This is a genomic window from Flavobacterium enshiense DK69 (assembly GCF_000498495.1).
Taxonomy (GTDB): Bacteria; Bacteroidota; Bacteroidia; order Flavobacteriales; family Flavobacteriaceae; genus Flavobacterium; species Flavobacterium enshiense.
In genome coordinates this window covers 397,660-423,908 of record NZ_AVCS01000009.1, presented here as the reverse complement: position 1 = coordinate 423,908, position 26,249 = coordinate 397,660, and the positions used below count along the sequence as shown (strand labels likewise).

At 40.6% G+C, this 26,249-nt stretch carries 17 protein-coding genes; 8 read left to right on the top strand and 9 right to left on the bottom strand.

Translation table 11 applies throughout. The features are described 5' to 3' along the window. Window positions 1-71 precede the first annotated feature (71 nt). Both FEDK69T_RS07775 and FEDK69T_RS07770 read right to left on the bottom strand, forming a co-directional pair. Window positions 72-974: a 1-aminocyclopropane-1-carboxylate deaminase/D-cysteine desulfhydrase gene (locus tag FEDK69T_RS07775; protein WP_023573603.1), complete on the bottom strand. Its 903-nt coding sequence runs from the start codon at window positions 972-974 to the stop codon at window positions 72-74. Window positions 975-1,054: 80 nt separating this feature from the next. Then, window positions 1,055-2,875, bottom strand: coding sequence for a T9SS sorting signal type C domain-containing protein (locus FEDK69T_RS07770; protein WP_051385095.1), 1,821 nt, complete (start codon window positions 2,873-2,875; stop codon window positions 1,055-1,057). 333 nt (window positions 2,876-3,208) lie between these two features. On the opposite strand from FEDK69T_RS07770, the gene FEDK69T_RS07765 reads away from it, so the two are divergent. The 3 genes from FEDK69T_RS07765 to FEDK69T_RS07755 all read left to right on the top strand — a co-directional run bounded on the left by FEDK69T_RS07765 (window position 3,209) and on the right by FEDK69T_RS07755 (window position 12,515). Continuing rightward, window positions 3,209-3,409: a hypothetical protein gene (locus FEDK69T_RS07765; protein ID WP_023573600.1), complete on the top strand. Its 201-nt coding sequence runs from the start codon at window positions 3,209-3,211 to the stop codon at window positions 3,407-3,409. A gap of 792 nt (window positions 3,410-4,201) precedes the next feature. Further along, a complete protein-coding gene (locus FEDK69T_RS07760; protein WP_131494751.1) occupies window positions 4,202-9,967 on the top strand; it encodes a GEVED domain-containing protein in 5,766 nt (1,921 codons plus the stop codon). A 166-nt stretch (window positions 9,968-10,133) separates the two neighbouring features. Continuing rightward, complete coding sequence (locus FEDK69T_RS07755; protein ID WP_035630006.1) at window positions 10,134-12,515, top strand: hypothetical protein; 2,382 nt, start codon at window positions 10,134-10,136, stop codon at window positions 12,513-12,515. Window position 12,516: 1 nt separating this feature from the next. On the opposite strand, the gene FEDK69T_RS15680 is transcribed toward FEDK69T_RS07755, so the two are convergent. Beyond that, complete coding sequence (locus FEDK69T_RS15680; protein WP_023573596.1) at window positions 12,517-12,843, bottom strand: hypothetical protein; 327 nt, start codon at window positions 12,841-12,843, stop codon at window positions 12,517-12,519. A gap of 28 nt (window positions 12,844-12,871) precedes the next feature. On the opposite strand from FEDK69T_RS15680, the gene FEDK69T_RS07745 reads away from it, so the two are divergent. From FEDK69T_RS07745 to FEDK69T_RS07725, 5 genes are all read left to right on the top strand, one after another. Beyond that, entirely contained in the window at window positions 12,872-13,057 is a 186-nt protein-coding gene (locus FEDK69T_RS07745) for a DUF5522 domain-containing protein (RefSeq protein WP_023573595.1), read from the top strand. Window positions 13,058-13,359: 302 nt separating this feature from the next. Continuing rightward, window positions 13,360-15,351: a urocanate hydratase gene (locus tag FEDK69T_RS07740; protein WP_023573594.1), complete on the top strand. Its 1,992-nt coding sequence runs from the start codon at window positions 13,360-13,362 to the stop codon at window positions 15,349-15,351. A gap of 71 nt (window positions 15,352-15,422) precedes the next feature. Continuing rightward, window positions 15,423-15,974, top strand: coding sequence for a DUF4136 domain-containing protein (locus tag FEDK69T_RS07735; RefSeq protein WP_023573593.1), 552 nt, complete (start codon window positions 15,423-15,425; stop codon window positions 15,972-15,974). A gap of 94 nt (window positions 15,975-16,068) precedes the next feature. Next, window positions 16,069-16,455 (top strand): group III truncated hemoglobin, encoded by a 387-nt coding sequence (locus FEDK69T_RS07730; RefSeq protein WP_023573592.1) that lies wholly within the window; start codon window positions 16,069-16,071, stop codon window positions 16,453-16,455. 71 nt (window positions 16,456-16,526) lie between these two features. Beyond that, on the top strand, window positions 16,527-17,576 hold the full coding sequence (locus FEDK69T_RS07725; RefSeq protein ID WP_023573591.1) for a DUF6340 family protein: 1,050 nt from the start codon (window positions 16,527-16,529) through the stop codon (window positions 17,574-17,576). Between the two features lie 57 nt (window positions 17,577-17,633). Here the strand turns inward: FEDK69T_RS07725 and FEDK69T_RS07720 are convergent, their stop codons facing one another. The 6 genes from FEDK69T_RS07720 to paaZ form a co-directional block, all read right to left on the bottom strand. Then, the gene (locus FEDK69T_RS07720; RefSeq protein WP_394330679.1) at window positions 17,634-19,724 is read right to left on the bottom strand and encodes an alpha-ketoacid dehydrogenase subunit alpha/beta; all 2,091 of its coding nucleotides are present in this window, start codon (window positions 19,722-19,724) and stop codon (window positions 17,634-17,636) included. Then, a complete protein-coding gene (locus FEDK69T_RS07715; RefSeq protein ID WP_023573589.1) occupies window positions 19,724-20,797 on the bottom strand; it encodes a branched-chain amino acid aminotransferase in 1,074 nt (357 codons plus the stop codon). The genes FEDK69T_RS07720 and FEDK69T_RS07715 overlap by 1 nt, the downstream gene beginning before the upstream one ends. 19 nt (window positions 20,798-20,816) lie before the next feature. Continuing rightward, a complete protein-coding gene (locus FEDK69T_RS07710; RefSeq protein WP_035630010.1) occupies window positions 20,817-22,106 on the bottom strand; it encodes a dihydrolipoamide acetyltransferase family protein in 1,290 nt (429 codons plus the stop codon). A 64-nt stretch (window positions 22,107-22,170) separates the two neighbouring features. Continuing rightward, on the bottom strand, window positions 22,171-22,767 hold the full coding sequence (locus FEDK69T_RS07705; protein WP_023573587.1) for an acyltransferase: 597 nt from the start codon (window positions 22,765-22,767) through the stop codon (window positions 22,171-22,173). Window positions 22,768-22,852: 85 nt separating this feature from the next. Next, window positions 22,853-23,602 (bottom strand): enoyl-CoA hydratase/isomerase family protein, encoded by a 750-nt coding sequence (locus FEDK69T_RS07700; RefSeq protein ID WP_023573585.1) that lies wholly within the window; start codon window positions 23,600-23,602, stop codon window positions 22,853-22,855. A 148-nt stretch (window positions 23,603-23,750) separates the two neighbouring features. Next, window positions 23,751-26,243 (bottom strand): phenylacetic acid degradation bifunctional protein PaaZ, encoded by a 2,493-nt coding sequence (gene paaZ, locus FEDK69T_RS07695; protein WP_023573584.1) that lies wholly within the window; start codon window positions 26,241-26,243, stop codon window positions 23,751-23,753. Window positions 26,244-26,249: the final 6 nt, after the last annotated feature.

Below are 26,249 nucleotides of genomic sequence, written 5' to 3'. Positions count from 1 at the left end.
CCGAACCTTAGAACTCGAACCACAACTGTAAAAAACCACTAAAACAAATAAAATAAAAATCCTTTTCAACATCATATATAATTTAGCGTTGGCAAATGTTTCTTTTTCAAAAAAAGATTCATCCCTTTACATCCCTGCAGACCTCCGGTATGTATTGCCAATATTTTAGAACCTTCCTTAAAATATCCTTTCTTTATTAAATCATAAATCCCAAACATCATCTTTCCGGTATAAACCGGATCTAAAGGAATTCCGGTTTTCCTGTAAAATTCATTTAAAAAAACGATTAATTCTTCAGACACTTTTCCGTATCCGCCAAAATGATAATCAGAAATTAATTCCCAATTATTATTTTTTGCAAAACTACGAATATCATCAGACAAAAACGTTCCCTTTAGTGATGGAAAACCGATTGCTTTTTGATTTTCCCTTAGTGAATTAATTATACCGGCAATAGTTCCTCCCGTACCTACTGCACAGCACACATATGTAAAATCTTCGTCTTCATTTGTCAAAATCTCTTCACATCCTTTTACAGCAAGATTATTTGTTCCTCCCTCGGGTAAAAGATAAAAATTACCATATTCCAATCTTAACTTTTCAATAAATTCAAGACTGTCTTTTTGACGAAAAATCTCCCTTGTAACGAAAACAAACTTCATACCATTTTCCCTAGCAAACAAAAGAGTCGGATTCTCATCAATTTTATCAATCAACTCATCACCTCTAATAATCCCGATTGTTCTAAAACCGTATTTCTTACCTGCAGCCGCGACAGCAGCAATATGATTTGAAAATGCACCGCCAAAAGTCAACAAGGTATCCACACCTTCTGATTTAGCTTCAATCAAATTATATTTCAGCTTTCGAAATTTATTCCCTGAAATTTCCGGATGAAGTAAATCTTCCCGTTTCAAATAAAGAAAAATTCCTTTTTCATCAATTTTTTCAACCAACTGATTATACGATTGCATAGTTCAAAGATAACATATAAACAAAAAAGTGCAACTCTTTCAAGCAGCACTTTTTATTTACTTTTTATTAAGATATTAAATTAGTTTTTCACTATTACTTTAATTCCCATTTCTCTATTATCGTTGGTATTTACCCTTACAATGTAAACACCATCACTTAAATTGGATGTTGGAAACTCATATTCTTCATTCGTTCCTAACTTATTTTTAGTAAATATCGATTTACCCGCAACATCGTAGATAGCACAAGATTTCAAATCAATCATCTGAGGATTTGCAATATTTAACGATTTAGTATTGTTATTCTGATACACCGTCAAACTTCCTGCCAATGCATTTTCACCTGTAGATAAATTAGCATTACGGAAAGTAATTTCAAATCTGTCTTTCACGATACCAGCCGGCAATGTAATTTCAAAGAAATTATTCTTAATATCATAATACAGATCAGTAGTTTTATCATGCAAATAGATATTATCTGCTTCTGTAAAATTAATCAGATTCCCGACCGTAACTTTAAAAGTAGTCTGACTTCCGGCCTTGAAAGCAAATGGAATCTTTTTGTAAACATCAAAAGGAAGCGTTGAAATCACATATTGATTTGTCTCATCAAGAGGAAAATAAGCATCATTAGGCAAATTATATTCAGGACCTCTTGCGTCCATCCCCAAATCATAACCATCAGTTGCCTGATTGTTAAATGCCAGTGATACCTCTCTTGAATACTGATTATTCAAAACCGTATGAATTTTAATCTGAGGCAATTCCTTATTAGAATACTGTGTATAGTCGACATTTGCAACATTTTGTATTTCTCCCCATTTGGAAGAACCATTCTCCTCTTTTACATTTCTTTCAAATTGAGAATTGTTAGTCACGTCTTCTTTCACAAAAACACGGTAACTATTTTTCATTTGAACAGTACCGTCTGCTTTACCTTCAATTTTGAAACCTTGCCCGATTGGAGTAAACATTCTTTTATAAGCGCCACCCGTTGCACCTCCTACTGAAATTAAAGTCCCGTTACCATCATAGGTATTCCATGTCGCAGCGTTATAGGTTCCAGGTGAATATAGGCCATTATTTGCTATGTACGTTCCATACCCTCCCTGATAATCTACTAAATAATGAGAATTAACAGCATCATTATGTTCCCAAAAATAAGCTTCACCTTTCATAAGTGCCAAATTCGCTGAATCCCATAAAAAAAGATTCAAATTAATTGCTGAAGGATACGGATTACCTGTTAAAGTCCTCATTCCGGGCGCAACAGTTATACCAATAGTCCCATCATTAGGTTTTCCTCTAAAATCGTAGCGCTGATTTGCACCAGGATTATTAGCACTAGTCCCATCGGTACCCTTCATCGTGAAACCTTCACCCGCATTAATTGTATTTCCTCCTGCAACATAAATCCAATTCCCATATTGATTGGAAGTTATGTATTTATATATCCAACGCCTTGAAATAGTCAGTGGAGAAGCAACACCATTTAAATTATTTGTCAATAAAGGATCTACAGAAGTAATTAAACCAGTCACATCTTTTAACTGACTAACCCCAAAAGGATTATTAACTGCTGTTGAAGAAAGCACATTTCCTACTGGAGAACACCAATAATTATAATCAAAACCATCTGCAGTCCCTTCTTGGTAGACCGACAAAGTCCCAACTCCTCTATTGGCACCAGGATCTGTAGTTCCCTGAAGCAACTGGGCATCATTTCTCAGATACAAGTTACTTGTTGCTGTGTTCAACTCAAGATCGCCCTTAATAAACAATTGTTCATTATTTACGAACACATAGCTATTAGGGCTAACATACATTTGAGCAAAAAGCTCAGATTGACTAAACATCGCCACTACTAGCAACAATGTTCCTTTGCGTAATTTTAACTTCATAGACTTTTGGGGATTACTTTATTCTACTAATATTACAAATATAACCTGTTTTTTAATAAACTTCTTATTAAATATTTCCAATTCGACTAAAAGTGCGAAAAATCCGTTTATAAAATACCAGAAAAACTTTTCTTAATTCACATCTTCTTTATCAGGCATCAGCTATTCAATAGATGCAAAAAAAAATCAAAACCTCTTCTTTCAAACAAAAACCAAAATAAAAATCTTTTTTTTTGAAAGTTTTTTCTTTCTTTATATGTTATAAAAAATATTTATTTGATGTATTTTGTTATATATATAACTATATTTAAACAGAAACAAAGAAATTAAAAAATGCAATCACCGAAAAAAGAGGCTTTAACACATTTTTCAAATAATGCATCCTATTTGCCAAATCATGTTTTCAAAATTCACGCAACCATAAAACATTATAAGGCCAAATATTATCTTATTTCACTTATCATCCACAAATTGCCATGTCGTCAATCAACATTAGACTACCTCATTGGATTATTACACAAAGAAAATCAATAAAAATATCAACAATAACATAAACCATGCCTTCTCTAAGCCAAGACCAAAAGCATTTAAAGACAAAACTCTCAGAAGATTAACCCTATAGACAAATCCGACACTTACACCCCACTAATACCTAATCTCAAATGAGTCAACTGACAGTATCACAACACCCGTTTCCTAAACAGTACTAAAGACGCATTAAACGACACAAATTAGCTTAATAAAAAACTGACAACCCTACAACTATAATAAATAGTAAATCAACTTCGAAAAGAAAAGCAAACAATTCGCCTTAAAAAAATTAAGATTATCCTATCATTCAAGACTCAGAATCAACATTCTAATCTGAAAAAAAATCTAAAGTCCATTATAATTTCTCACAAAAACATGATCATTTTTAAAATAAACACACACTAAGAACTACATATAAATAACACAGGTTTTTATTACAAAAAAAACTAATTGTTATATCAGTAGTCTAAAAAATCAAAATATAACAAATTGAATGCTTGAAAAATCACAAAACACACTCTTCAAACGTATTTTTTTATATAATTACGTTTTTTTTAGATTTTTTTTTTCATATTAGCAAAAAATTATATTCATCGATGAATTATGTATTTCACCGATTTGTGATTTTTTGTTAAATCTTAACCACCTATTTTCTAACACAAAGACCAATAAATTGTGAACAAAAATTACTTTATTAACCGATTTTTACATCAGACTCGTATAAAAAAATACGAGCATCCCGAACTAAATAGCATATTAAGTCATGAAGACAAATCACTAAGACCAACAGTCTTTATGCTTCTGCTAGTATTGACAAGCTTAACTGGTTTTTCACAAGCCGGTACAACCATACCTTTCACGACCTCAAGCTCCTGGACATGCCCAGCTGGGGTAACTTCCATAAAAGTGGAAGCCTATGGAGCCGGTGGCGGTGGAGGATGCGGTGGCACCTCCAATAAAAAAGGCGGCGGCGGCGGTGGCGGCGGCGCTTATACAGTTAACAATTCCGTTCCGGTAACTCCCGGCACCACTTATTCCATAACAATCGGTACTGGTGGCACCGGAGGTATGTATACCTCACTAACCGCAAAAGACGGAGCAGATGGTGAAACTACAACCGGCGTTTTTGGCACAACTACCATTACTGCAAACGGTGGTAAAGGCGGTTTAAAATGGGTAAGCGGAACTGGAGGAACTGGAGGTATCGGAGGGGCTTCAGGAACGTATCCTGGAGGCAACGGCGGAACTTCTTCAGGCACCAACGGCTCTCTTTATGGATCTGGTGGAGGCGGCGGTTGTGCCGGCCCTAACGGAAATGGAGGAGACGGACAAAGTCCACTGTCTTCATCAACAATTGCAGGAGGGTCTGCAGGAGGAGGTATGGCAGGTGCCGGCGGAGCCGGACAAAAGAACAACACCGGTAACGGAGTAATGGGTAACCCATATGGCGGCGGCGGCGGCGGCGGCAGTGCCATCAGTGACGGTGCATCAGGTGCAAATGGCTATCTTTTAATTACCATAACTCCACCGAACGATGATCCTTGCTCTGCAATAGCTCTTTCAGTTAACACTTCATGCACCTATGCGACTTATACTAATGCCGGAGCAACAGACAGTGCAGGTACAGGCGTACCCGCACCAGGCTGTGCAAGCTATGCCGGAGGAGACGTATGGTTTTCTTTTGTAGTTCCTCCAAGCGGAGAGGTTACTGTAGATACACAGACAGGAACAGGAACAATAACAGACAGCGGAATGGCATGGTACACAGGTACATGTGGAGCATTAACACTACTGGAATGCGATGATGATGACAGTAACAACGGCTTCATGTCAATGATAACCCGAACCGGCTTAACACCGGGAACTACCATATGGGTGAGAGTATGGGAATTAGGTAACGACAACAACGGCACTTTCAACATTTGTGCTTCTACTCGACCTTTATGCACAACCCCAACTGCACAACCAAGCGCACTTGTATTGACTCCTTCAAACGGAACCATAAGCGGTTCTTTTACGGCAGCATCGCCTGCCCCGTCAAACTATTTGGTAGTTTACAACACTACGGGAACACCACCCACAGTTGCTAACGGAACAACCTATGCTGTTGGCGGAGCCATTACAGGCGGAACAGTTGCAGATATGGACACAAACACAACGTTTTCAGTAACCGGATTAAGCGCTCTCACAACATATTACTTCTTCGTATATTCCTACAACAATAATGCTTGCGCGGGAGGACCATTGCACTTAACAACATCGCCGTTAACCGGAAATGCGACAATGCCTATTTTTTACTGTACTTCTACTTCAACGAATTCTACATATTATATCAACAATTTCTCGACAACGTTAGGAAGCACCAATATCACAAATAATGGGTCAGGATATTCTGCAACCGGATATGGCAACTTTACCGGACAAACAGTTACACAACAACAATTCGGGAGTGTTAACTTCTCAATCGCTACTTATAATGGTACTCATACTTATGGCATCAACATTTGGGTAGACTGGAACAATGATGGCGATTTTAACGATACGGGAGAAAAAGTATACGGCTCTGGGGTTTATGTTTCAAGCGCAACAGGTACAATTACAGTACCAGGAACCGCTCCCGTCGGGAGCCATAGAATGAGAATTGTTGCTAATTATAATGCAACAAATCCATCAGCTTGTGGTTCAATTACCGATGGAGAAACTGAAGACTATACTTTTACGGTAACAGCAGCGCCAGCATGTACAACCCCAACAGCTCAACCAAGCGCACTAGTTTTGACACCGTCAAGCGGAACCATAAACGGTTCTTTTACGGCGGCATCACCAGCTCCCTCAAATTATTTGGTTGTATACAACACTACCGGTATTGCACCTACTGTCACTAACGGCACAACATACACTACCGGAGGAACCATCACAGGAGGCACTGTTGCTGATACAGATTCCAACACAACTTTTTCCGTAAGCGGATTAAATGCCAATACAACCTACTATTTCTATATTTTCTCTAATAATGCAGTTTGTACAGGCGGTCCTTTATATTTAACAACATCGCCATTAACCGGAAATGTAACTACTCTTGTTTCCTATTGTGCTGCAAGCAACGGTAGCAATACAACTTATTACATCAGCGGGGTAACAACCAGCGGAGGAGTTGCCAATATTTCCAACACTGGAACCAACTTTAGCGCTGGAGGTTATATAGATTATACAGCAACTCATTCTGTTTCGCAATACACAGGCTTAAGCTTTAATATAACAGCTACACATCCATCAAGTACTTACGGCTATACGGTATGGATAGACTGGAACAATGACGGTGATTTTTCAGATAGTGGCGAAAGCGTATTAACAACAGGCTATTTGAGTTCACCGGCCTCTATTGGTTCTGTAACTATTCCCCCAGGAACTCTAGCAGGAAACTACAGAATGAGAATAAGAAACGCCTACTTAAGCAACCCTGCTCCCGCTTGTGGCACTCATGCCTATGGAGAAACTGAAGATTACAAAATAACATGTCTAGGTCCATTACCATGCTCCGGAAATCCATCTGCTATCGCGGCAACAGTTACATCCTTAACAACAGTTACAGTGAACTGGACCGCTGCTTCATCGGCTCCAACTAATGGCTATCAATACTATTATTCAACCAGTACCACTGCCCCATCAACCGGAACAACACCATCCGGGAGTACAGCAGAAGGAATTACTACTGCCAACTTAACAGGACTAACACCAGGAACCACTTACTACATCTGGGTTCGTTCAAACTGTGGAGCCGGTTTAGGTCAAGGCGCTTGGGTAGGGCCAACTACATTCTATGTGCGCAACTGTTCTACTGGAAACGGAATCGGAACTTCTTCTTTAGGATGTCCATCAGTAGTTTCAGGAGGATTAGGTTTATATGGAGCTGATCCGGCAACAATTACATGCTTAGCAGCTTCAGGCTGTGTAGATTTGGAGGCCACCTACTTACAATTAGGACAAACGACAAGTTATACCGCTCAAAGCATAAGCTACACCCCTCCATACCAATTCGGATGTTTGGCAAATCCTGTTAGTGTTAATACAGATGACGTCTGGTCACCGGTTGTAAATCTTCCTTTTAACTTCTGTTTTTACGGTTCAAACTACAACCAATGTTTAATCGGTTCGAATGGCGTACTTACTTTCGATTTAACCAACAATACTCCAGGAGGAGATTCTGAATGGAGATTTGCAAACAATCTTCCAGATACATCTTTATTTAAGAACACAATATTCGGCGTTTATCATGATATTGATCCTGAAAAAGGAGGAGAAGTTGGCTGGGAATTAATCACATTGAATTCAGGATGCCGAGCTTTAGTAGCTTCATGGAAAGACATCCCAATGTACTCAACCACTTGTAATTCGATGCTGTACACAGGAATGATGGTACTTTACGAAAACACGAACATCATAGAAGTTTATATCCAGAAAAAAAATGTTTGCGCAACTTGGAACGAAGGAAATGCGATTGTAGGAGTTCAAAATGCAACCGGCACTGTCGCAACAGTGGCTCCAGGACGTAACGGATTAGACACCGATTGGTCTATAACCAATGAAGCATGGCGTTTTGTGCCATCAGGAACAGCAATCACGACGATAAAATGGTACGAAGGTGCCGGGACAACTGGGCCTGTAGTAGGAAACACAGATGTTATTACTGTTTGCCCTGCTGCAACAACTACGTATACCGCTGAAGTAACATATACTTTATGTAACGGATCTACCCTGAAAGAAACCGAACAAACTACAGTAACTGTTTCTACTTCCAAAGTTTGGAACGGATCCATAGACTCCGACTGGAACAAATCAGACAATTGGACGCCATCAGGAGTTCCTACAACAGCTGACTGCATTATCATTCCAGATGTTACAATCGACCCAATCATCAACGGATCAGGGTATACCGGTTTAGGATACAGTTTAGTGGTTAACAACGGAGCTGTACTGACTGTAAATTCGAATAACAACTTATCAATCGTAAACAAAGTTACAATAAATACAGGTGGAGACATCATCTTGGAAGATGATGCAAGTTTGATACAAACAAACAATATTGCTAATGTTGGTACTGCTCACATCAAGAGAACATCCGCTCCAATGTACAGATTGGATTACTCATACTGGAATTCTCCAGTAACACAGGCTTCAGCTTTCCCTGCTGGAAATCTGACTTCTGGGACAACTCACATCTACAAATACACACCTACAGTTGCCAATGGAAATGGAACATGGACACAAGTTGCCGCGGGGACCGCTATGAATCCAACTTATGGAATAATTGCCAGAGCTCCAGGCTCTTTCCCTTCCACTGGGGCTAAACAAACGTTTACAGTTAATTTTACCGGAACTCCAAACAATGGTAACATTTCAGTGCCTATTAAAAAAGGGACAAATGCTAATATGGGAGGCACAGTACCTGGAAACTCAACTATTATTTTAGACGCTGATGATGAATGGAATTTAATCGGAAATCCATATCCTTCAGCAATTGACATTGTAAGTTTCTTGAATTTGCCTGCCAATGTTCCTGTTGTTGACGGAACTGTATATATATGGACGCACAACACACCGCCAAGTACCGCTGCACCAGATCCATTCTATGGCAATTATATGTATAATTATACTGTTAACGATTATGCTACAGTAAATTCATTGGGATCAACTACCACATCACTTTCCGGCAGCACTATGCCATCTCATTACATTGCATCTGGACAATCATTCTTTGTCAGCGCGGATGATACTATGGCAAACGGAACTACCGGTAACGTTACTTTTAACAACAGTATGAGGGTATTGAACAACAATTCTGGCTTCTATCGTTCAGAAAATACATCTGACAATGTAGAAGTTACCGGATTCGACAAACAACGTCTTTGGTTAAATCTGTCGAACAACAATGGTGGTTTCAGCCAAATTCTGGTAGGCTATGCAGAAGGTGCAACCTTAGCATGGGATCGAGGTTTTGACGGAGAATCTTTAGCAGGAAATGCGGTTAAATTCTATTCGCTAGGAGCTGATAAAAAATTAACCATTCAGGGACGTCCATGGCCATTTGTTCAGGATGACATGGTTCCGCTAGGTTTTAAAGCTACAGCACAAGGAAATTACACTATAGGTATTAATCATTTTGATTCGGAATTCAACAATCAAAATATCTATTTAGAAGACAAACAATTAAATATAATTCATGATTTAAAATCAGCAGCATATAGTTTCAACTCTGCTGCAGGCACTTTTGAAGATCGTTTTGTGCTTCGTTATACCAACACTACACTTAGCACTAATGATCTAAGCACTTTTGAGAATTCTATTGTTTTTTACAACGACAATAAACTGAATGTAAAATCCACTTTAGAACCAATAAAAGAAATTACGATATATGATGTACTAGGTCGAATTTTGGTAAAATCTTCTAATGTAAACTCAAATCATTTCGTAGCGGAAACGTTAAGCCCTACACAAACTACGCTGGTAGTAAAAGTTACACTGGAAAACAATGTTGTGGTCAACAAAAAAGTTGTTTACTAAACATAACTAAACCATGTTAACAGAGCCGTCTCTTAAACAGAGGCGGCTTTTTTTTATTAATTTTTTAAAGTTTTATTAACATTTTCACATTCAAGCTTGTACATGATATAAAAAAACATAAATTTGCACGCTTAAAAAACACAAAATAAAGACATATTGTTAAATTATGAGAAATTTTATTAAATTATTAGTTTTTATAACAATACCACTCACTTCCGCTAGCATTAATGCTCAAGTTGGTATTGGAACGACTTCACCTTCTGGAGCATTAGATATAACTTCTGCAACAGATGGTCTTTTAATACCAAGAATTTCTCTAACCGCTACTAATGTTGCTACTGTAACAACACCCACTACATCAGAGTTGGTATACAATACTGCAACCTCAGGCGACGTAACTCCGGGTTTTTATTATTGGGATGGTGTAAAATGGGTGAGAATGACAACTGGAACTAACTTCGACTGGGCTTTGTCAGGTAATACCGGAACGATCCCCGGAACCAATTTTTTAGGAACAACTGATAATGTTGATCTACGATTCAAAACAGGAGCCACCGACCGTTGGAACATATCGAATGCCAATAACGGTCAATTACAATCCTATTCATTAGGAACAGCAGTCTTGCCAAACTATTCTTACCAAAATGATCAGGATACCGGAATTTTTAGCCCAGCAGCCGATAATTTAGCGATTACAACTGCCGGAACAGAAAAATTAAGGATTCTTGCAAACGGAAATATGGGCATTGGAACAACTACTCCTGCTGGAAAATTAGATATCTCTTCAACTAATGATGGCCTAGTTATTCCACGAGTAGCACTAACAGCAACGAATGCCGCCACTCCCCTTACAGCACCAACCACTTCCGAATTAGTTTACAACACGGCTACTGCGGGCTCAGCTCCTAATAATGTAATCCCGGGCTTTTACTATTGGGATGGTGCCAAATGGGTAAGTATAGCTACTGGCAGCAGTACTGACTGGACAACAGTTGGAAATTCAGGAACGACTGCCGGGACGAACTTTATCGGAACTACGGATGCAGTTGATTTCGTAGGAAAAACAAATGGCACAGAACGTTTCAGAGTTTTAAAAACCGGAAATACAGGTTTTGGAACCACAACCCCGGCAAGTACTTTATCTGTTGCCGCAAATACTACTATTGGCTCTACTTACGCATCTGCCAATGCAGCTCCCTCAAACGGATTAAGAATAGAAGGTCAAACCGTAATAGGAAAAGCTTCAGGAGAAGATTCCAGAGATAAATTTTCAGTCCACACTTCTGCATCATCATATAGCAATATCACTGGATATCCAAACGTTACGGCAGCAAGAGCCGTTTCAGGATATGCCGACTCAAATGGCATGGGTGTTTTCGGATATGCAAACCGTACCGGATATGGTGTAGTCGGACTTACACAGCCGGGCACAATATCGTCTTATGTTCAAACAGGTGAAGGCGTTTTAGGACAAACATCTGGAGCCACTGGAGGAGCTACAATTCCAATCGGCGCACATGGAATCATACATGAAACCACAGCCGGAAACTGGAGATCTACAGGAATCGTCGGAGAAAACAACAATGTAACTCCAGGAATTGGGTTCAAAAGTGGCCCTTATACTGCTAATGGCGTAACATGCGGAACTTATGGAAATTATGCTGCAATAAACATCTCTTCAGGAACCAACATGTATGCCTTTGGAGTAGCTGGAGACATCCTTGTGGGAGGCACCGGCGGAGGCTCAATCCCTGATGGATCTGGTGGAGTTTTTGGTTCAGGAGGCACCTCTCAGTTCGGAATATTGGGATATCAATCCTTAAATGGCACACTTTATAGTGTATATGGTGGAGGTGCCAATGATAATACCAATGCAAACAATAACGGAAGAACCGCAACAATAACTTCAACTCCAAACAACTTAATTGGCCTTGGCATCAATGGCGGTTTCATGGGGGGATATGTAAAAGGAAACCAATACGGAATGATGTCGAAAGGACAAGAATTCGGAATGTATGTCCAAGGAAATACTATTGTTAACAAACCTGTTGTACAACTTACCGACAATGGAAATTCAGAGAGAACAATATCTTACACTGCAGCATCTACAACTGTTGATGTGACAACTAGAGGAACCGGAAAACTAACAAACGGCGAAATTTTCATTGCTTTTAAAGATACTTTTAAAAACCTGGTTTCCAAAAATGAAGAAATCAATGTAACCGTAACTCCGACTAGTGAAACAAACGGCGTTTATGTTACCGGAGTTACGGCCGACGGGTTTTACGTTAAAGAAAACAGAGGAGGCTCCAGCAATGCTTCATTCAATTGGGTAGCAATCGGAACGAAAGCAGGTTATGAAAACGGCATCGAAATTTCGAAAACAATCCTTGCACAGGATTTCGACAAAAACATGGATGGGGTAATGACCACTGACGGATCCGGAAAAGAAGGAAAGCCTATTTATTTTGACGGTCAGAATATTCGCTTTGAAAGAATCCCGGAAAATCAAATTCAATATGCTAAAAAAGAAAGTCCGAAAAAATAAGTTACATATACTTCAAAAATTCCCAAAAAGACCTTTGCTTCAAATAGTAAAGGTCTTTTTCGTTAGCATAAGCTTCCCTTTCAAAACTGATATTCCGATAGGCTATATAACGATTTCTACATTGAAACCAACGAAGCAGAAATTCAATACCGTACCAAAGAAAAAAAGGCAGTACCAACAACTCCAATTGCTGTCGGATGTGGATCATTTCATGGTTGATAATCACCTTATCCTCCCTATCCTTTTTATCCGTCAGAAGAATAAAAGGAAAAAGGGTGATTCCTCGAAAGCCTTTCGGCGTTAATTTTTTGATTACAAGTATTATCATTAGCAGTAAAGTTCATAAATTTGCCCTTATGAATAACCAAATTGACCCAAATAATTTAAAAGAGGGGGAAGATTTTTATTATACACCCGAAGGCTACAAATGTTTCACGGAAAAATACCACCTGAAACGAGGTTATTGCTGCAAAAGCGGATGCCGCCACTGTCCTTACGGCTTCGATAAAAAAACAGGTCAGATCAATAAAAAAAACAAATAGTTGGGCGTGCCCCTTCGGGTCGGGTTATCCGCAGTACAAGGTACTTTGCTTCTACCCCTCACGCAATACTGCAAAATAACAAGTCAACAATAAAAAATGGACATCCATTTACAAAATTATAGAGTCAGAATATACAAGTCCTACCACCGGTCGGACATCCGCTATCCCTAGGTATCCCAATGAACATATCGAAAGATTAATCAATATTTAATACCTTAAATTTTAAAAACGATTCTCAGTTGCTCCGATTTCTGTTTCAAAATTCAGAACCCTAGCAACTCAGAACCTTAGCAATATAAAAAATGACTTTTCAAGAACAAATAACACAAGGAATTCCATCGGTTTTACCACAACCAAAACCATACGAAACCAATATCAATCACGCACCAAAGCGTAAAGAAATATTATCGGAAGAAGAAAAGAAATTAGCGCTTCGCAATGCGCTTCGTTACTTCGAACCAAAACATCATGCCGAGCTAATCCCCGAATTCAAGGAAGAACTTGAAAAATACGGACGTATCTATATGTATCGTCTTCGTCCGGATTACAGAATGTATGCGCGTCCCATTTCGGAATACCCTGGAAAAAGCGAACAGGCAAAAGCGATCATGCTAATGATCCAGAACAACCTGGATTATGCCGTGGCACAACACCCGCACGAATTGATCACCTATGGCGGAAACGGAGCGGTTTTCAGCAACTGGGCACAATACCTTCTGACAATGAAATACTTGTCTGAAATGACCGACGAACAGACATTGGTAATGTATTCCGGACACCCGATGGGATTATTCCCGTCACACAAGGATGCTCCAAGAGTTGTAGTTACCAACGGAATGATGATTCCTAACTACTCCAGACCGGACGATTGGGAAAAATTCAACGCACTTGGGGTAACTCAATACGGACAAATGACTGCAGGAAGCTATATGTACATCGGTCCACAGGGAATCGTTCACGGAACCACTATCACAGTTTTGAACGGATTTAGAAAAATCAAGAAAAATCCAAGCGGAAGTTTATTCGTTACTTCAGGGCTTGGAGGAATGAGCGGTGCTCAGCCAAAAGCAGGAACCATTGCTGGCTGTGTTACCGTTTGTGCCGAAGTAAATCCGAAAATCACAAAAATACGCCACGAACAAGGCTGGATACACGAAGTCGTTGAAGACATCAACGAATTAGTGGTTCGAGTTCGCAAAGCTTTAGAAAATAAAGAAGTTGTCTCAATCGCTTACTTAGGCAATATAGTAGACGTTTGGGAAAAATTCGATACAGAAAACTTACACATCGATTTAGGTTCCGACCAGACTTCGCTACACAACCCTTGGGCTGGTGGATATTACCCGGTAGAAATTTCTTTTGAAGCAGCCAACGAAATGATGGCAAATAATCCGGAGCAATTCAAAATTGAAGTACAGAAAACATTACGCCGTCATGCTGCTGCAATCAACAAACACACAGCAAAAGGGACTTATTTCTTCGACTACGGAAATGCTTTCTTACTGGAAGCTTCACGCGCCGGTGCTGATGTAATGGCAGAAAATCCAACATTAGGAAGAGAATTCAAATACCCTTCTTACGTCCAGGACATTATGGGACCAATGTGTTTTGATTATGGTTTTGGACCATTCCGTTGGGTTTGTTGCTCAGGAAACCCGGATGACTTGGCAAAAACTGACAAAATTGCCTGTGACGTATTGGAAGAAATGAAGAAAAGCTCACCAGCTGAAATCCAACAGCAAATGGCCGATAATATCCAATGGATTAAAGGCGCACAGGAAAATAAATTGGTTGTAGGTTCACAGGCTCGTATCTTATATGCAGATGCAGAAGGAAGAACTAAAATCGCAGAAGCTTTCAACCAGGCAATTGCCCGTGGAGAAATTGGCTATGTGGTTTTAGGACGAGATCATCACGATGTTTCCGGTACTGACTCACCATATAGAGAAACGTCAAACATTTATGACGGTTCCCGTTTCACATCTGACATGGCTATCCAGAACGTAATCGGAGACAGTTTCCGAGGTGCCACCTGGGTATCCATCCACAATGGTGGCGGTGTTGGTTGGGGAGAAGTTGTCAACGGCGGATTTGGTATGGTTCTTGATGGTAGTAAAGATGCCTCAAGACGCTTAGAGTCAATGCTTTTCTGGGATGTCAACAACGGTATTTCCCGCAGAAGCTGGGCAAGAAATGAAGGTGCTGTTTTCGCAATAAAACGCGCAATGGAAACACAACCACTATTGAAAGTTACAATTCCGAATTTAGTGGATGATGCGTTATTAAACGATTAGTTTTAAGTTTCAGGTAGTACATAAGCAGAGATTTAAAACTAAAAGTTTTTAAACCTGAAATATGTACTACTATGAAAACGCTGAAACTATTTTTGCTTTTGCTGCTCATCACAGTAGGAGCCTGCAGCCCGATACAAGTAGATGCCGATTATGACAAAGCCACCGATTTCAGTCAGTATAAGACTTATAACTTCATGAAAGACGGCATTGCCAAAGTGGAGATTTCTGATTTGGATAAAAAAAGAATCCTTAATGCCATTGACATTGAAATGCAGGCAAAAGGTTATACAAAAAGCGAAACGCCCGATTTGATGGTAAACTTTTTTACCAAAGAAATGGATTATGTCAACGTAAGCAACTACTATGGTTATTGGGGTTATGGCTGGGGATGGTATCCTTATTATGGCTATCCTTACGCCTATACCACAACCGAAGGCACATTGTACATCGATCTGATCGATGCAAAGAGAAAAGAACTTGTTTGGCAAGGTGTTGGAGCAGGTCTTTTAGCTGAGAAAATGAGCGAAAAAGAACAAAGAATCAATGAATTTGTCAATCGAATTCTATTACAGTTTCCACCTGAAGCAAAAAAGGACAAAAAAGACAAAAAGGATAAAAAGTAGCTGTAACGGCTGCTTTTTTCTTTTTTCACAAAAGACAACATTTATCATATTTAAAGTGGTGCAATACGCTTAAATTTGCCTAAATTAAATTACAATGCAAGACATTCAAAACCTCGACGATATCAAACAGATGGTCAATTCCTTTTATGACAAAGTGAGACAGGATGAGTTTATCGGACCGATTTTCGATGAACAAATTCAAGATCGCTGGGAAATGCATTTGGAAAAAATGTACGGATTCTGGCAAACAGTTTTGTTGGATATCCATGCCTACTCCGGCAGTCCGTTTCCGCCTCATGCCCGACTTCCAATCCAGAAGGAACATTTCGACCGATGGATGGTTATTTTCACTCAAAACATAGACGAGCAATTTGCCGGTCCTATAGCAGATGAAGCCAAATGGCGCGCCGGGAAAATGGCTGAAATGTTCAACTATAAAATTGAATATTTTAGAAACGCCAATCAAAAACCGCTCACGTAGGTATTTTACATTGTTTTTTTGACTATTTTGCAGTTAGCTATTTTAAACTCCAAACTAACTAATTGCAAATCATGATAAAAAATTACTCTAAACTCACTTTAGGGATACTGCTCTCCGGTTTTTTGTTCTCGTGCAGCTCTACGAATCTTCTTACCTTAAGCGTAACAGAACCTGCTCCTGTTTATCTCCCTTCTCAAGGAAAATCGGTAGGTATCATTAACCGAAGCCTGCCCAACTCAAAAAACGAACCTTTTGACGTAATCGACAAAATCTTGTCGGTCGAAGGAAAAGATTTAGATAAAGACGGTGCTAATGAATCGGTTTTGGGTCTTCAAAACGAGTTGACCAAAAACAATGGTTTTGCAGCCGTAAAATTGATTGAAGATGCCAATCTGAAAAATGTTGGCTTGGGCGTCTTTCCTGCAGCTCTACAATGGGAAAACGTTGAAAAAATTGCTCAAAAAAATCAGGTTGACTATCTTTTCGAACTCTCTTTTTACGACACGGACACCAAAGTGGATTACAAAACCGCTACGGTGGAAAAAGCAAACGTAGTAGGTATTAAAATCCCAATGATAGAACATCAGGTGAATATAGCCACAATGATTAAAAACGGTTGGCGCATCTATGATGTCAAAAACAGGGAGATTTTAGATGAAATAGCCTCAAATAATGTGATTAACTCCTCAGGAAGAGGAATCAATCCGGTTAAGGCAGCTGAAGCTGTGATGGGAAGAAAACAAAATGTTTTAAAAATCAGCAACCGTTTGGGGGTCGATTACGCCTTAAAAACATTACCTTATAAAATCAGGGTTTCCCGTGATTACTACGTAAAAGGAACTCCTAATTTCGAAATTGCAAGAAGAAGGGCACAAACCGGCAATTGGGACGGTGCGGCCGAGCTTTGGGAGAAGGAAGTCAACAACCCCGATCCTACCATCGCAGGAAGAGCCTGTTACAACATGGCCATCATAAACGAAATAAACGGAAATTTGGATACAGCTGTAAATTGGGCCTCAAAATCCTACAGCGACTACGGAGACAAACTGGCTTTACGCTATCTCAACATCCTGAAAGACCGAATTGCCAAAAAAGAGCAGTTGGTAGCCGAAAACCATTAAAAAAAAAAGAACCGTAGTATTTGCTACGGTTCTTTTTTTCATATGCATCGAAAAGTATTAGTAAGCTAACAACTCTTCTATTTTCGCTTTTACTTTTTCAGCAGAAGGAATCATGGTCTGCTCCAAAACGCTGTTTAACGGAATGGCTGGCATGTTTTCCGAACCGATTGTCATTACCGGGGCATCAAGATATTTGAAACATTTCTCCTGAATCATTCCTGCCAAACTTCTTGCGAAGGAATTGTTGATTGATTCTTCCGTAATTACAAGGCATTTTTTGGTCTTTTTAACCGATTTCAGAATAGTTTCTTCATCCAACGGATTCAAAGTTCTCAAATCGATGATTTCTACCTGATCCTTGATTTTTGAAGAAGCGTTTAAGGCCCAGTGTACACCCATTCCGTAAGTGATTACCGAAATCGTTTCTTTGGTTTCCTGTTCCCAAATCTCCTGAACGACATTTGCCTTTCCGAAAGGTAAAACGTAATCCTCGCTTGGCTCATTTGTACGCGCTTCATCGGTTCCTTTCACTTTTGACCAGTACAAACCTTTATGCTCTAAAATTACTACCGGATTCGGATCGTAATAAGCTGCTTTTAATAATCCTTTTAAATCGGCTCCGTTACTTGGGTAAGCGATTTTGATTCCGCGGATATTCGCCAACACACTTTCCACCGAAGAAGAATGGTAAGGCCCGCCACTTCCGTAAGCTCCGATTGGCACGCGCAAAATCATGCTCACAGGCCATTTTCCGTTTGACAGATAACACGAACGGCTTACTTCCGTAAACAACTGGTTCAATCCCGGCCAAATGTAATCGGCAAACTGAACCTCAACAATCGGTTTTAAACCAACGGCAGACATACCAACAGTAGAACCAACGATAAAAGCTTCCTGAATCGGAGTATTAAATACACGCTCGTCGCCAAATTTCTGAGCCAAGGTAGCTGCTTCCCTGAAAACGCCACCTAATCGTCCTCCAACGTCCTGACCATATAAAAGGCATTCTTTATGTTTTCGCATCAACTCCTCAACGGCAAACAAAGCACAATCCACCATCACTACTTTGTCTTCACGCTCCGGATTTCTTTCGCCTGCTTCTTCAGTAATAGGCGACGGCGCAAAATCGTGCGTAAATAAATCTTCCGGTTTCGGATCTTCTGCTTTTAAGGCTTTTTCGTAATCTCTTTTAACTTTCTCTGTAGCCGCATGTTCGATTTCCGCGATTTCATCCAATGTAAATTCGGCATCGATCATCTGTTTCAATAAAACCGGATACGGATCTCTCGAATGTGCTTCTTCCAAATCATCACGGTACCATTCCATTCGAACACCCGATGTATGGTGGTTCAACAATGGAACTTTAGCATGAACCAAAAACGGTCGGCGTTCTTCACGTATTGTTTTCAGCACATTTTGAATCGCCAGGTAACTTTCCGTAAAATTAGCTCCGTCAATTGTAATTGCTTCAAGACCGTGGAATCCTTTTGCATATTCAAATGCATTTTGCGCACGGGTTTCTGCTGCATTAGCAGAAATATCCCATCCGTTATCCTGCACTAAATATAAAATAGGCAATTGCTTTAATGCCGCCATCTGGAAGGCTTCTGCAATTTCACCTTCGGTTACCGATGCATCACCAAGCGAACAAATAACAACCGGTTTTTCATTTACAGTCGTATCGTCAAGCCCCACATTTTCTTTATACCAAAATCCCATCGCCGCACCAGTGGCAGGAATCGCCTGCATCCCGGTCGCAGAAGACTGGTGTGGAATTTTAGGCTTGTCCGCATCTCTCAAACTAGGGTGACAGTAATAGGTTCTTCCTCCCGAAAAAGGATCGTCTTTTTTTGCCATCAGCTGCAACATCATATCATAAGGTTGCATCCCGATTCCCAACATCATGGCATCATCCCTGTAATACGGAAAAGCGTAATCCTGCGGTAACAACTGCATCCCCACTGCAATCTGAATCGCTTCATGACCGCGGGAAGTTGCGTGAACATATTTAGAAACCACCTTAAAATTATCTTCATACAAAGTGGCCATTGCTTTGGCAGCAGCCATGGTTGAAAACGCTTTTTTAAGGGTTGATTTATCTACAAGTACTGGCATATCAATCGTATTCATTGTTTCTTTCTTCAGCATTATTTACTAAGGGCAGTTGTAACCGCCGGTACTATCCAACCGAATTTATCTGCCGTTTTCTGAGTTTTGATAGCATTTAACGTATCATTTACATCGTGAGAAACCGGATTCGCTTTCGGGAAGTTTATTTTCATGTCTTTATATCCGATTTCTTCAATCATCGCAATTCCTACTGCTGTTCCTGCTCCAAAAGCTTCTTCCAACGTACCGTTTTGAGATGCTTCAATAATTTCGGAGATTTTGATCGGTCTTTCTGTCACCTCGAATCCTTTATCACGAAGTACGTCAATCACAGACATTCTCGTGATTCCGGCCAAAATAGAGCCGCTTAAATCCGGAGTAATGAACTTCCCTCCTATTTTGAAGAAAACATTCATCGTTCCTACTTCCTGGATGTATTCGAATTCGTTCGCATCCAGCCAAAGTACCTGATCGTATCCTTTCGCTTTAGCTAATTCCGTCGGACGGATAGCCCCTGCATAATTTCCGGCAGCTTTTGCTTCTCCTGTTCCACCTATCGCGGCACGGATATATTTTGTTTCTGCGTATAATTTAATCGGTTTGCTGAAAAACGGACCTGCTGGTGATGCGATTACGATAAACTTATATCTTGTAGCAGCACGCATTCCGATGAACGCTTCGTCAGCATACATGAAAGGACGCAAATACAAAGCGGCTCCTTCCTCAGACGGGATCCAATTTTTCTCAAGGGCAACCAATTGCTTTAACGATTCCACGAACAAATCTTCCGGAAACGAAGGCATTCCCATTCTATCAGCACTGAAATTCAAACGCTTTGCATTTTCCATCGGACGGAACAACAAAGGCACATTATCGTTACCCAAAGTAGCTTTCATTCCTTCAAAAATAGCCTGCCCGTAATGCAAGGCCATAGCAGCAGGATGCGTTGGAATCGCTGTTAAAGGTTCGATTCTCGGATTAATCCACGCACCGTTTTCATAATCACAAACAAACATGTGATCGGTAAAAGCATTCCCCATCGCGATATTGTTAATATCAACTTCGCTTACTCTTGAGGACTGAACTTGATTTATTTTTATATTGTAAGACATAGTCTGTTTTTTTCTAGTGTTATATTGCTGTATTGCTGTCAAATTTCTCTAAATAATCGCCTACTCTTCTCAGGAAGGAACCTCCCAGGAAACCGTCTACCACTCGGTGGTCGAACGACAGCGACAAATACATCATGCTTCGGATGGCAATTTCATCTCCTTTTGGAGTCGTAATCACTTCCGGACGTTTTTTAATGATTCCGAGCGCCAAAATGGCAACTTCAGGTTGGTTGATAATAGGAGTTCCCATTAAACTTCCGAAAGTTCCAACGTTGGAAATGGTGAACGTACTTCCCTGCACCTCATCCGGCTTCAGTTTGTTGTTACGTGCGCTTTCCGCCAAATGATTTACGGATGCCGCTAATTCGGACAAACTCTTTTCGTTGGCATTTTTGACCACAGGAACAATCAGGTTACCTGTCGGCAGTGCCGTAGCCATTCCGATATTAATATCGTTGTGAACGATGATTTTTTTCTCGTCTACCGAAACATTGATCATTGGGAAATCCTGAATCGCTTTCGCTACCGCATCCACGAAAATCGGCGTGAAGGTCAACTTCTCATTGTATTTCTCCTGGAATTTGTCTTTCATTTCATTTCTCCAGTTCACCAGATTGGTCACATCCACTTCGATATACGACGTTACGTGAGGCGACGTCTGTTTCGAATATACCATGTGATCGGCAATCATCTTACGCATGCGGTCCATTTCCACTATACGGTCTTTGCCTTCAACATAGTTGATTACCGGTTTTGGATAAGTCGAAGCCGGTGCGCTTGGAGCCGCGAATTGAGGATTACGTTGTAATGGATATTTACGGGTTTTCAGATAGTTGAAAACATCGCTTTTCTGGATTCTTCCTTCTGCTCCCGAACCCGGAATACTCTGCACTTCTTCCAGTGACAGGTTTTCTTTCTGCGCAATGCTGATGATGAGCGGAGACAAAAATGCGTCCGGATTGCTTTTTAATTGTACCGGTTTTGGTGCGCTTTCAGTTTGAGAAACCGACGGCTTTGGCGCATTTACTTTTACCGCTTCCGTCTTTTGGGTTTTCACTTCCGATGCCCCGTCCGATGCAATCAACGCCAGCACTTCACCAACGGCTACCACATCATCTTTTTGATAACGGATTTCGGTAATAACACCCGAACAAGGAGCAGGAACTTCGCTATCCACTTTATCGGTAGCCACTTCCAGCAGGGTTTCTTCGGCTTCAACCGTATCACCGACATTTTTCAGCCAATTGATGATTGTCGCTTCCGAAATACTTTCACCCATCTTGGGCATTTTGAACTCTACTATTGACATCTTTTATAGTTTTCAGTCACAGTTTTCAGTCGCACAAATACTGTTTACTGCGACTGGATACTGTTTACTTTTTCTTAAATTCATTTAATGTTTTATAAAACGCTTCCTGAGTTGGACGATTCTTCGGAATTTCACGCAAAGGCTCTACTGCTCTTAATGTTTCGTGACATTCGGCAGGCAGCTGTTGGTACAAAGCCGTCCCTTTGGTTTTCCACGCAATCATTTCATCACTCACGTCTTTGATAATCGTTGCCGGATTCCCGACAACCATTTTTCGGGTAGGAATCTTCATATCGGCTTTGATAAACGACAAAGCTCCTACGATACATTCATCACCCAATTCCACATTATCCATAATCACCGCATTCATTCCAACCAGACAGTTAGCTCCGATATTGGCTCCGTGAATAATGGCTCCGTGGCCAATATGCGCTCCGGCTTTCAGCACCATGCTTTTGCCCGGAAACATATGGATCGTGCAGTTTTCCTGAATGTTGCAGCCGTCTTCGATTATAATCTCGCCCCAGTCACCACGGATGGCAGCGCCCGGACCGATATAGACATCTTTCCCAATAATCACATTACCCATAACCGCGGCTTGCGGATGGATAAAACTGCTTTCGTGAACAACCGGTATAAAACCTTTGAATTCGTAAATCATTTTCTTTTTAGAATATAGATGATAGAGCATAGAAAAAAGACTTTTCGGTTTTATCCATTATCTTTTTTCTATGTTCTATTTTCTTTTATTTAAACTTCTTCAGCGTTTCTTTCGTAAAATCAGACAACACCAGTCTTCCGCTGATGGCTGCTCTTTCGGCTAGTAATGTATCCCAATCGTCTGTACCTCTCCAAAAGATTTTCTTCATTTCCATCATCGCTTCCGGATTGTACGTACACAGATGTTCTGCAAACTTCTGAACCGCTTCATCCATGGCTTCAATGCTTTCAAATACGTTCGCATACAAACCTTTCTCTTTTGCCCATGAAGCCTCATAGAAGGTATTCGCATCGATAGCGATTTGTGACATAGCCGATACTCCCATTTTTCTTTCGATAGCCGGACTCACCACAAACGGACCGATACCAACATTCAGTTCGCTTAGTTTTACCGCTGCAAATTGAGTCGCCATACAGTAATCGGTTGAAGCGGCAATACCTACTCCACCTCCTACGGTTTTACCCTGAATTCTTCCGATGATGAATTTCGGGCATTTGCGCATGGCGTTGATTACGTTGGCAAAACCTGAGAAAAATACTTTCCCGGTCTGCTCGTCGTTGATGGTGATTAATTCTTTAAAACTGGCTCCAGCACAGAACGTTCTGTCACCACCACTTTTTAAGATAATTACTTTTACCTCCTCTTTATTTCCAACAGTGGTAATAGTTTCAGCCAATTGGGCTAAAATGGTTCCCGGCAATGAATTTTGTTCCGGGTGGAAAAAGGCTATTGTAGCGATTCCGTTTTGTATGTCGTGTTTTACGTATGCGTCCATTTATGTTTATTTTTTAGCCCCGATAGTAGTGGAAATCCTTTTCTTTTTTTCTTTAAAAAAGAAAAGATTACTTCACAGCACTTCCATTTTAAGCGGAGTTCAGTGAACTTCGTTTGCAACGGATAGCGGGAATAGCTTCTAATAACTTTTACAAAATTCCGAATTGTTCAAAATGATGATTAAAGTGCTTAACATTCATTAAATCCCACTCGAATTTATCCAAGATTCCGAATACTGCGTTTTTGGTTGTTGCTTCCGGATTTTCTTTGAAATACAATTCAAAAGCATCGTAAGCTTCAATTAGTTTTTGTTTCGCAGTAGCCAAATCAGCATGAATCAATTCATCGGTGCTTTCTTTTTCCATCAACGGATGTTTGAAATCTTTTGGCATCGGTTTATGATTGAAAACCATTTCGTTTACTTTTGCCAAGTGTTCTGCCGGAGTCGAAATTTCGAAATCCTGAATTTCACCTGAGGCAATTCTCAAGGATTTTTCCAGGTGCTCCACCATATGCTGCGGCTTCATCATTCCCCACTTAGCTGTAGCATTTTCGGTTAATTTTGCTAAATAACTTTCAATGTTGCTTCTGTCTATCTGCACGAACGGGGATTTCTTCTGAACCATGGTCAGGATCGTAGCAATAGCTACTAATTCGTCGTTTTGGTCGAACACTTCCACGAACCATTTCACGATTCCGCATGGCAGTTCTTTTCCAACGCTGTCGCGCTCGATTTTCTGTTTGCACGTTAAACGAACGTAGATGGTATCGTTGTGATAAATCGGACGAACGAAACGACATTCTTCCAATCCGTAATTTGCCGCTACCGGTCCTTTGTTCGGATATACAAACAATCCTGCTGCAGCCGCCAAAATGAAATATCCGTGCGCTGTACGCTTTTCGAAAATACTTCCTTTCAAAGAGGTAATATCGGTGTGCGCATAGAAATGATCCCACGTTAAATTGGCGAAATTGATGATATCGGTATCGGTAACCGTACGTTTATGTGTTTTAAGCGACATACCCGGCTGAATATCCTCCCAGTGGTACTGGAACGGATGCTGAGGCGTCTCTTTGTATTTTGAATTTGGCTGATAAATGCCTGTAATTTCAGTAAGCGTAGTTGGAGAACCCTGAACGGCACAACGCTGCATGTAATGCTTGATCCCGCGTACACCTCCCATTTCTTCTCCTCCTCCGGCACGTCCCGGACCACCGTGAACCAATAAAGGCAGTGGTGAACCGTGTCCGGTGCTCTGTTTCGCATTCTCTCTGTTCAACACTAATATCCTTCCGTGGTGAGTAGCCGCATTGATTACATAATCTTTCGCGATTTCGTCAGAGTTCGTTACGATAGAAGAAACCAGGGAACCTTTACCCATTTGGGCCAATTCAATAGCTTCGTCTAGATTTTTGTATGGCATTATGGTTGAAACCGGACCGAAAGCCTCAGTTTCGTGAACCGTAAGATTTTCAAACGGATTATCCTCACGAAGTAACATCGGACTGATGAAAGCACCTTTAGCATCAGCACCAATAAGGTCTAATTTGTCTAAATCACCGTATACGATCGAAGCTGTTCTTGCAATTTCCTTCACCCTGTTTTTCACTTCTTCCACCTGGTCTTTGCTTACCAAAGATCCCATGCGAACTTCTTTAAGTCTCGGATCTCCGATGGTTACTTTATCCAATGCTTTTCCAAGGGCGATCTGAACATCCTCCACTAAATTCTCAGGAACGATCATACGACGGATAGCCGTACATTTTTGTCCGCACTTCACCGTAATTTCACTTCGTGCCTGACTGATGAACAAATCAAATTCAGGAGTACCCGGAACCGCATCCTCTCCTAAGATGGAAGCATTTAACGAGTCGGCTTCCATATTGAACGGAACCGCTTCGCTGATGATTCTCGGATGCGATTTCAACATGCGTCCGGTTGTAGCCGAACCTGTAAAGGTAACCACGTCCTGACTTTCAATTGAATCGATTAATGTATGTGCCGATCCGCAAATTAATTGCAGTGCACCTTCCGGCAAAATATTGGATTTGATGATTTCTCGAACAACTGCTTCCGTTAAATATGAAGTCGATGTAGCAGGTTTTACCACCGCAGGAACTCCCGCCATCCAGTTAACAGCACATTTTTCCAGCATTCCCCAAATCGGGAAGTTGAAGGCATTGATGTGTACTGCCACCCCTCTTTTCGGAACCAGGATGTGGTGCGCCATGAATCGGCCGCCGCGTGACAAATCGATTGGATCTCCTTCTACATGATAGGGTTGGTTTGGAAATAATTTTCGAAGCGATGCATTGGCAAATAGGTTTCCGAAACCTCCTTCAATGTCAATCCAGCTGTCCACACGGGTTGCACCGGTTCTATAACTTATTTCGTAAAAATATTCCTTGCGTTTGTTTAAATACATCGCAAGGCTTTTGATCATGTTCCCGCGCTCCTGAAAGGTCATTTTGCGAAGTTTTTCGCCTCCTTTGGATCTTCCGTAATGAAGCACTTCGGCAAAATCAATTCCTTGGGTAGAGGCATTACCGATGATTTCCCCGGTTACCGAGTCAAATAACGGAACACCTTCTCCGGAACCGGATGCCCAATTTCCTAAAATGTAATTTTCTATTTTGCTCATACCTAT

Bases quoted from the DNA above. Each gene is read 5' to 3' on its own strand.
- FEDK69T_RS07715 (WP_023573589.1), bottom strand. From the start codon at position 20,797: ATGTCTTACAATATAAAAATAAATCAAGTTCAGTCCTCAAGAGTAAGC.
- FEDK69T_RS07770 (WP_051385095.1), bottom strand. From the start codon at position 2,875: ATGAAGTTAAAATTACGCAAAGGAACATTGTTGCTAGTAGTGGCGATG.
- FEDK69T_RS07775 (WP_023573603.1), bottom strand. From the start codon at position 974: ATGCAATCGTATAATCAGTTGGTTGAAAAAATTGATGAAAAAGGAATT.
- FEDK69T_RS07765 (WP_023573600.1), top strand. From the start codon at position 3,209: ATGCAATCACCGAAAAAAGAGGCTTTAACACATTTTTCAAATAATGCA.
- FEDK69T_RS07755 (WP_035630006.1), top strand. From the start codon at position 10,134: ATGAGAAATTTTATTAAATTATTAGTTTTTATAACAATACCACTCACT.
- FEDK69T_RS07705 (WP_023573587.1), bottom strand. From the start codon at position 22,767: ATGATTTACGAATTCAAAGGTTTTATACCGGTTGTTCACGAAAGCAGT.
- FEDK69T_RS07745 (WP_023573595.1), top strand. From the start codon at position 12,872: ATGAATAACCAAATTGACCCAAATAATTTAAAAGAGGGGGAAGATTTT.
- FEDK69T_RS07725 (WP_023573591.1), top strand. From the start codon at position 16,527: ATGATAAAAAATTACTCTAAACTCACTTTAGGGATACTGCTCTCCGGT.
- FEDK69T_RS07740 (WP_023573594.1), top strand. From the start codon at position 13,360: ATGACTTTTCAAGAACAAATAACACAAGGAATTCCATCGGTTTTACCA.
- FEDK69T_RS07700 (WP_023573585.1), bottom strand. From the start codon at position 23,602: ATGGACGCATACGTAAAACACGACATACAAAACGGAATCGCTACAATA.
- paaZ (WP_023573584.1), bottom strand. From the start codon at position 26,243: ATGAGCAAAATAGAAAATTACATTTTAGGAAATTGGGCATCCGGTTCC.
- FEDK69T_RS07735 (WP_023573593.1), top strand. From the start codon at position 15,423: ATGAAAACGCTGAAACTATTTTTGCTTTTGCTGCTCATCACAGTAGGA.
- FEDK69T_RS07720 (WP_394330679.1), bottom strand. From the start codon at position 19,724: ATGCTGAAGAAAGAAACAATGAATACGATTGATATGCCAGTACTTGTA.
- FEDK69T_RS07730 (WP_023573592.1), top strand. From the start codon at position 16,069: ATGCAAGACATTCAAAACCTCGACGATATCAAACAGATGGTCAATTCC.
- FEDK69T_RS07710 (WP_035630010.1), bottom strand. From the start codon at position 22,106: ATGTCAATAGTAGAGTTCAAAATGCCCAAGATGGGTGAAAGTATTTCG.
- FEDK69T_RS15680 (WP_023573596.1), bottom strand. From the start codon at position 12,843: ATGATAATACTTGTAATCAAAAAATTAACGCCGAAAGGCTTTCGAGGA.
- FEDK69T_RS07760 (WP_131494751.1), top strand. From the start codon at position 4,202: ATGCTTCTGCTAGTATTGACAAGCTTAACTGGTTTTTCACAAGCCGGT.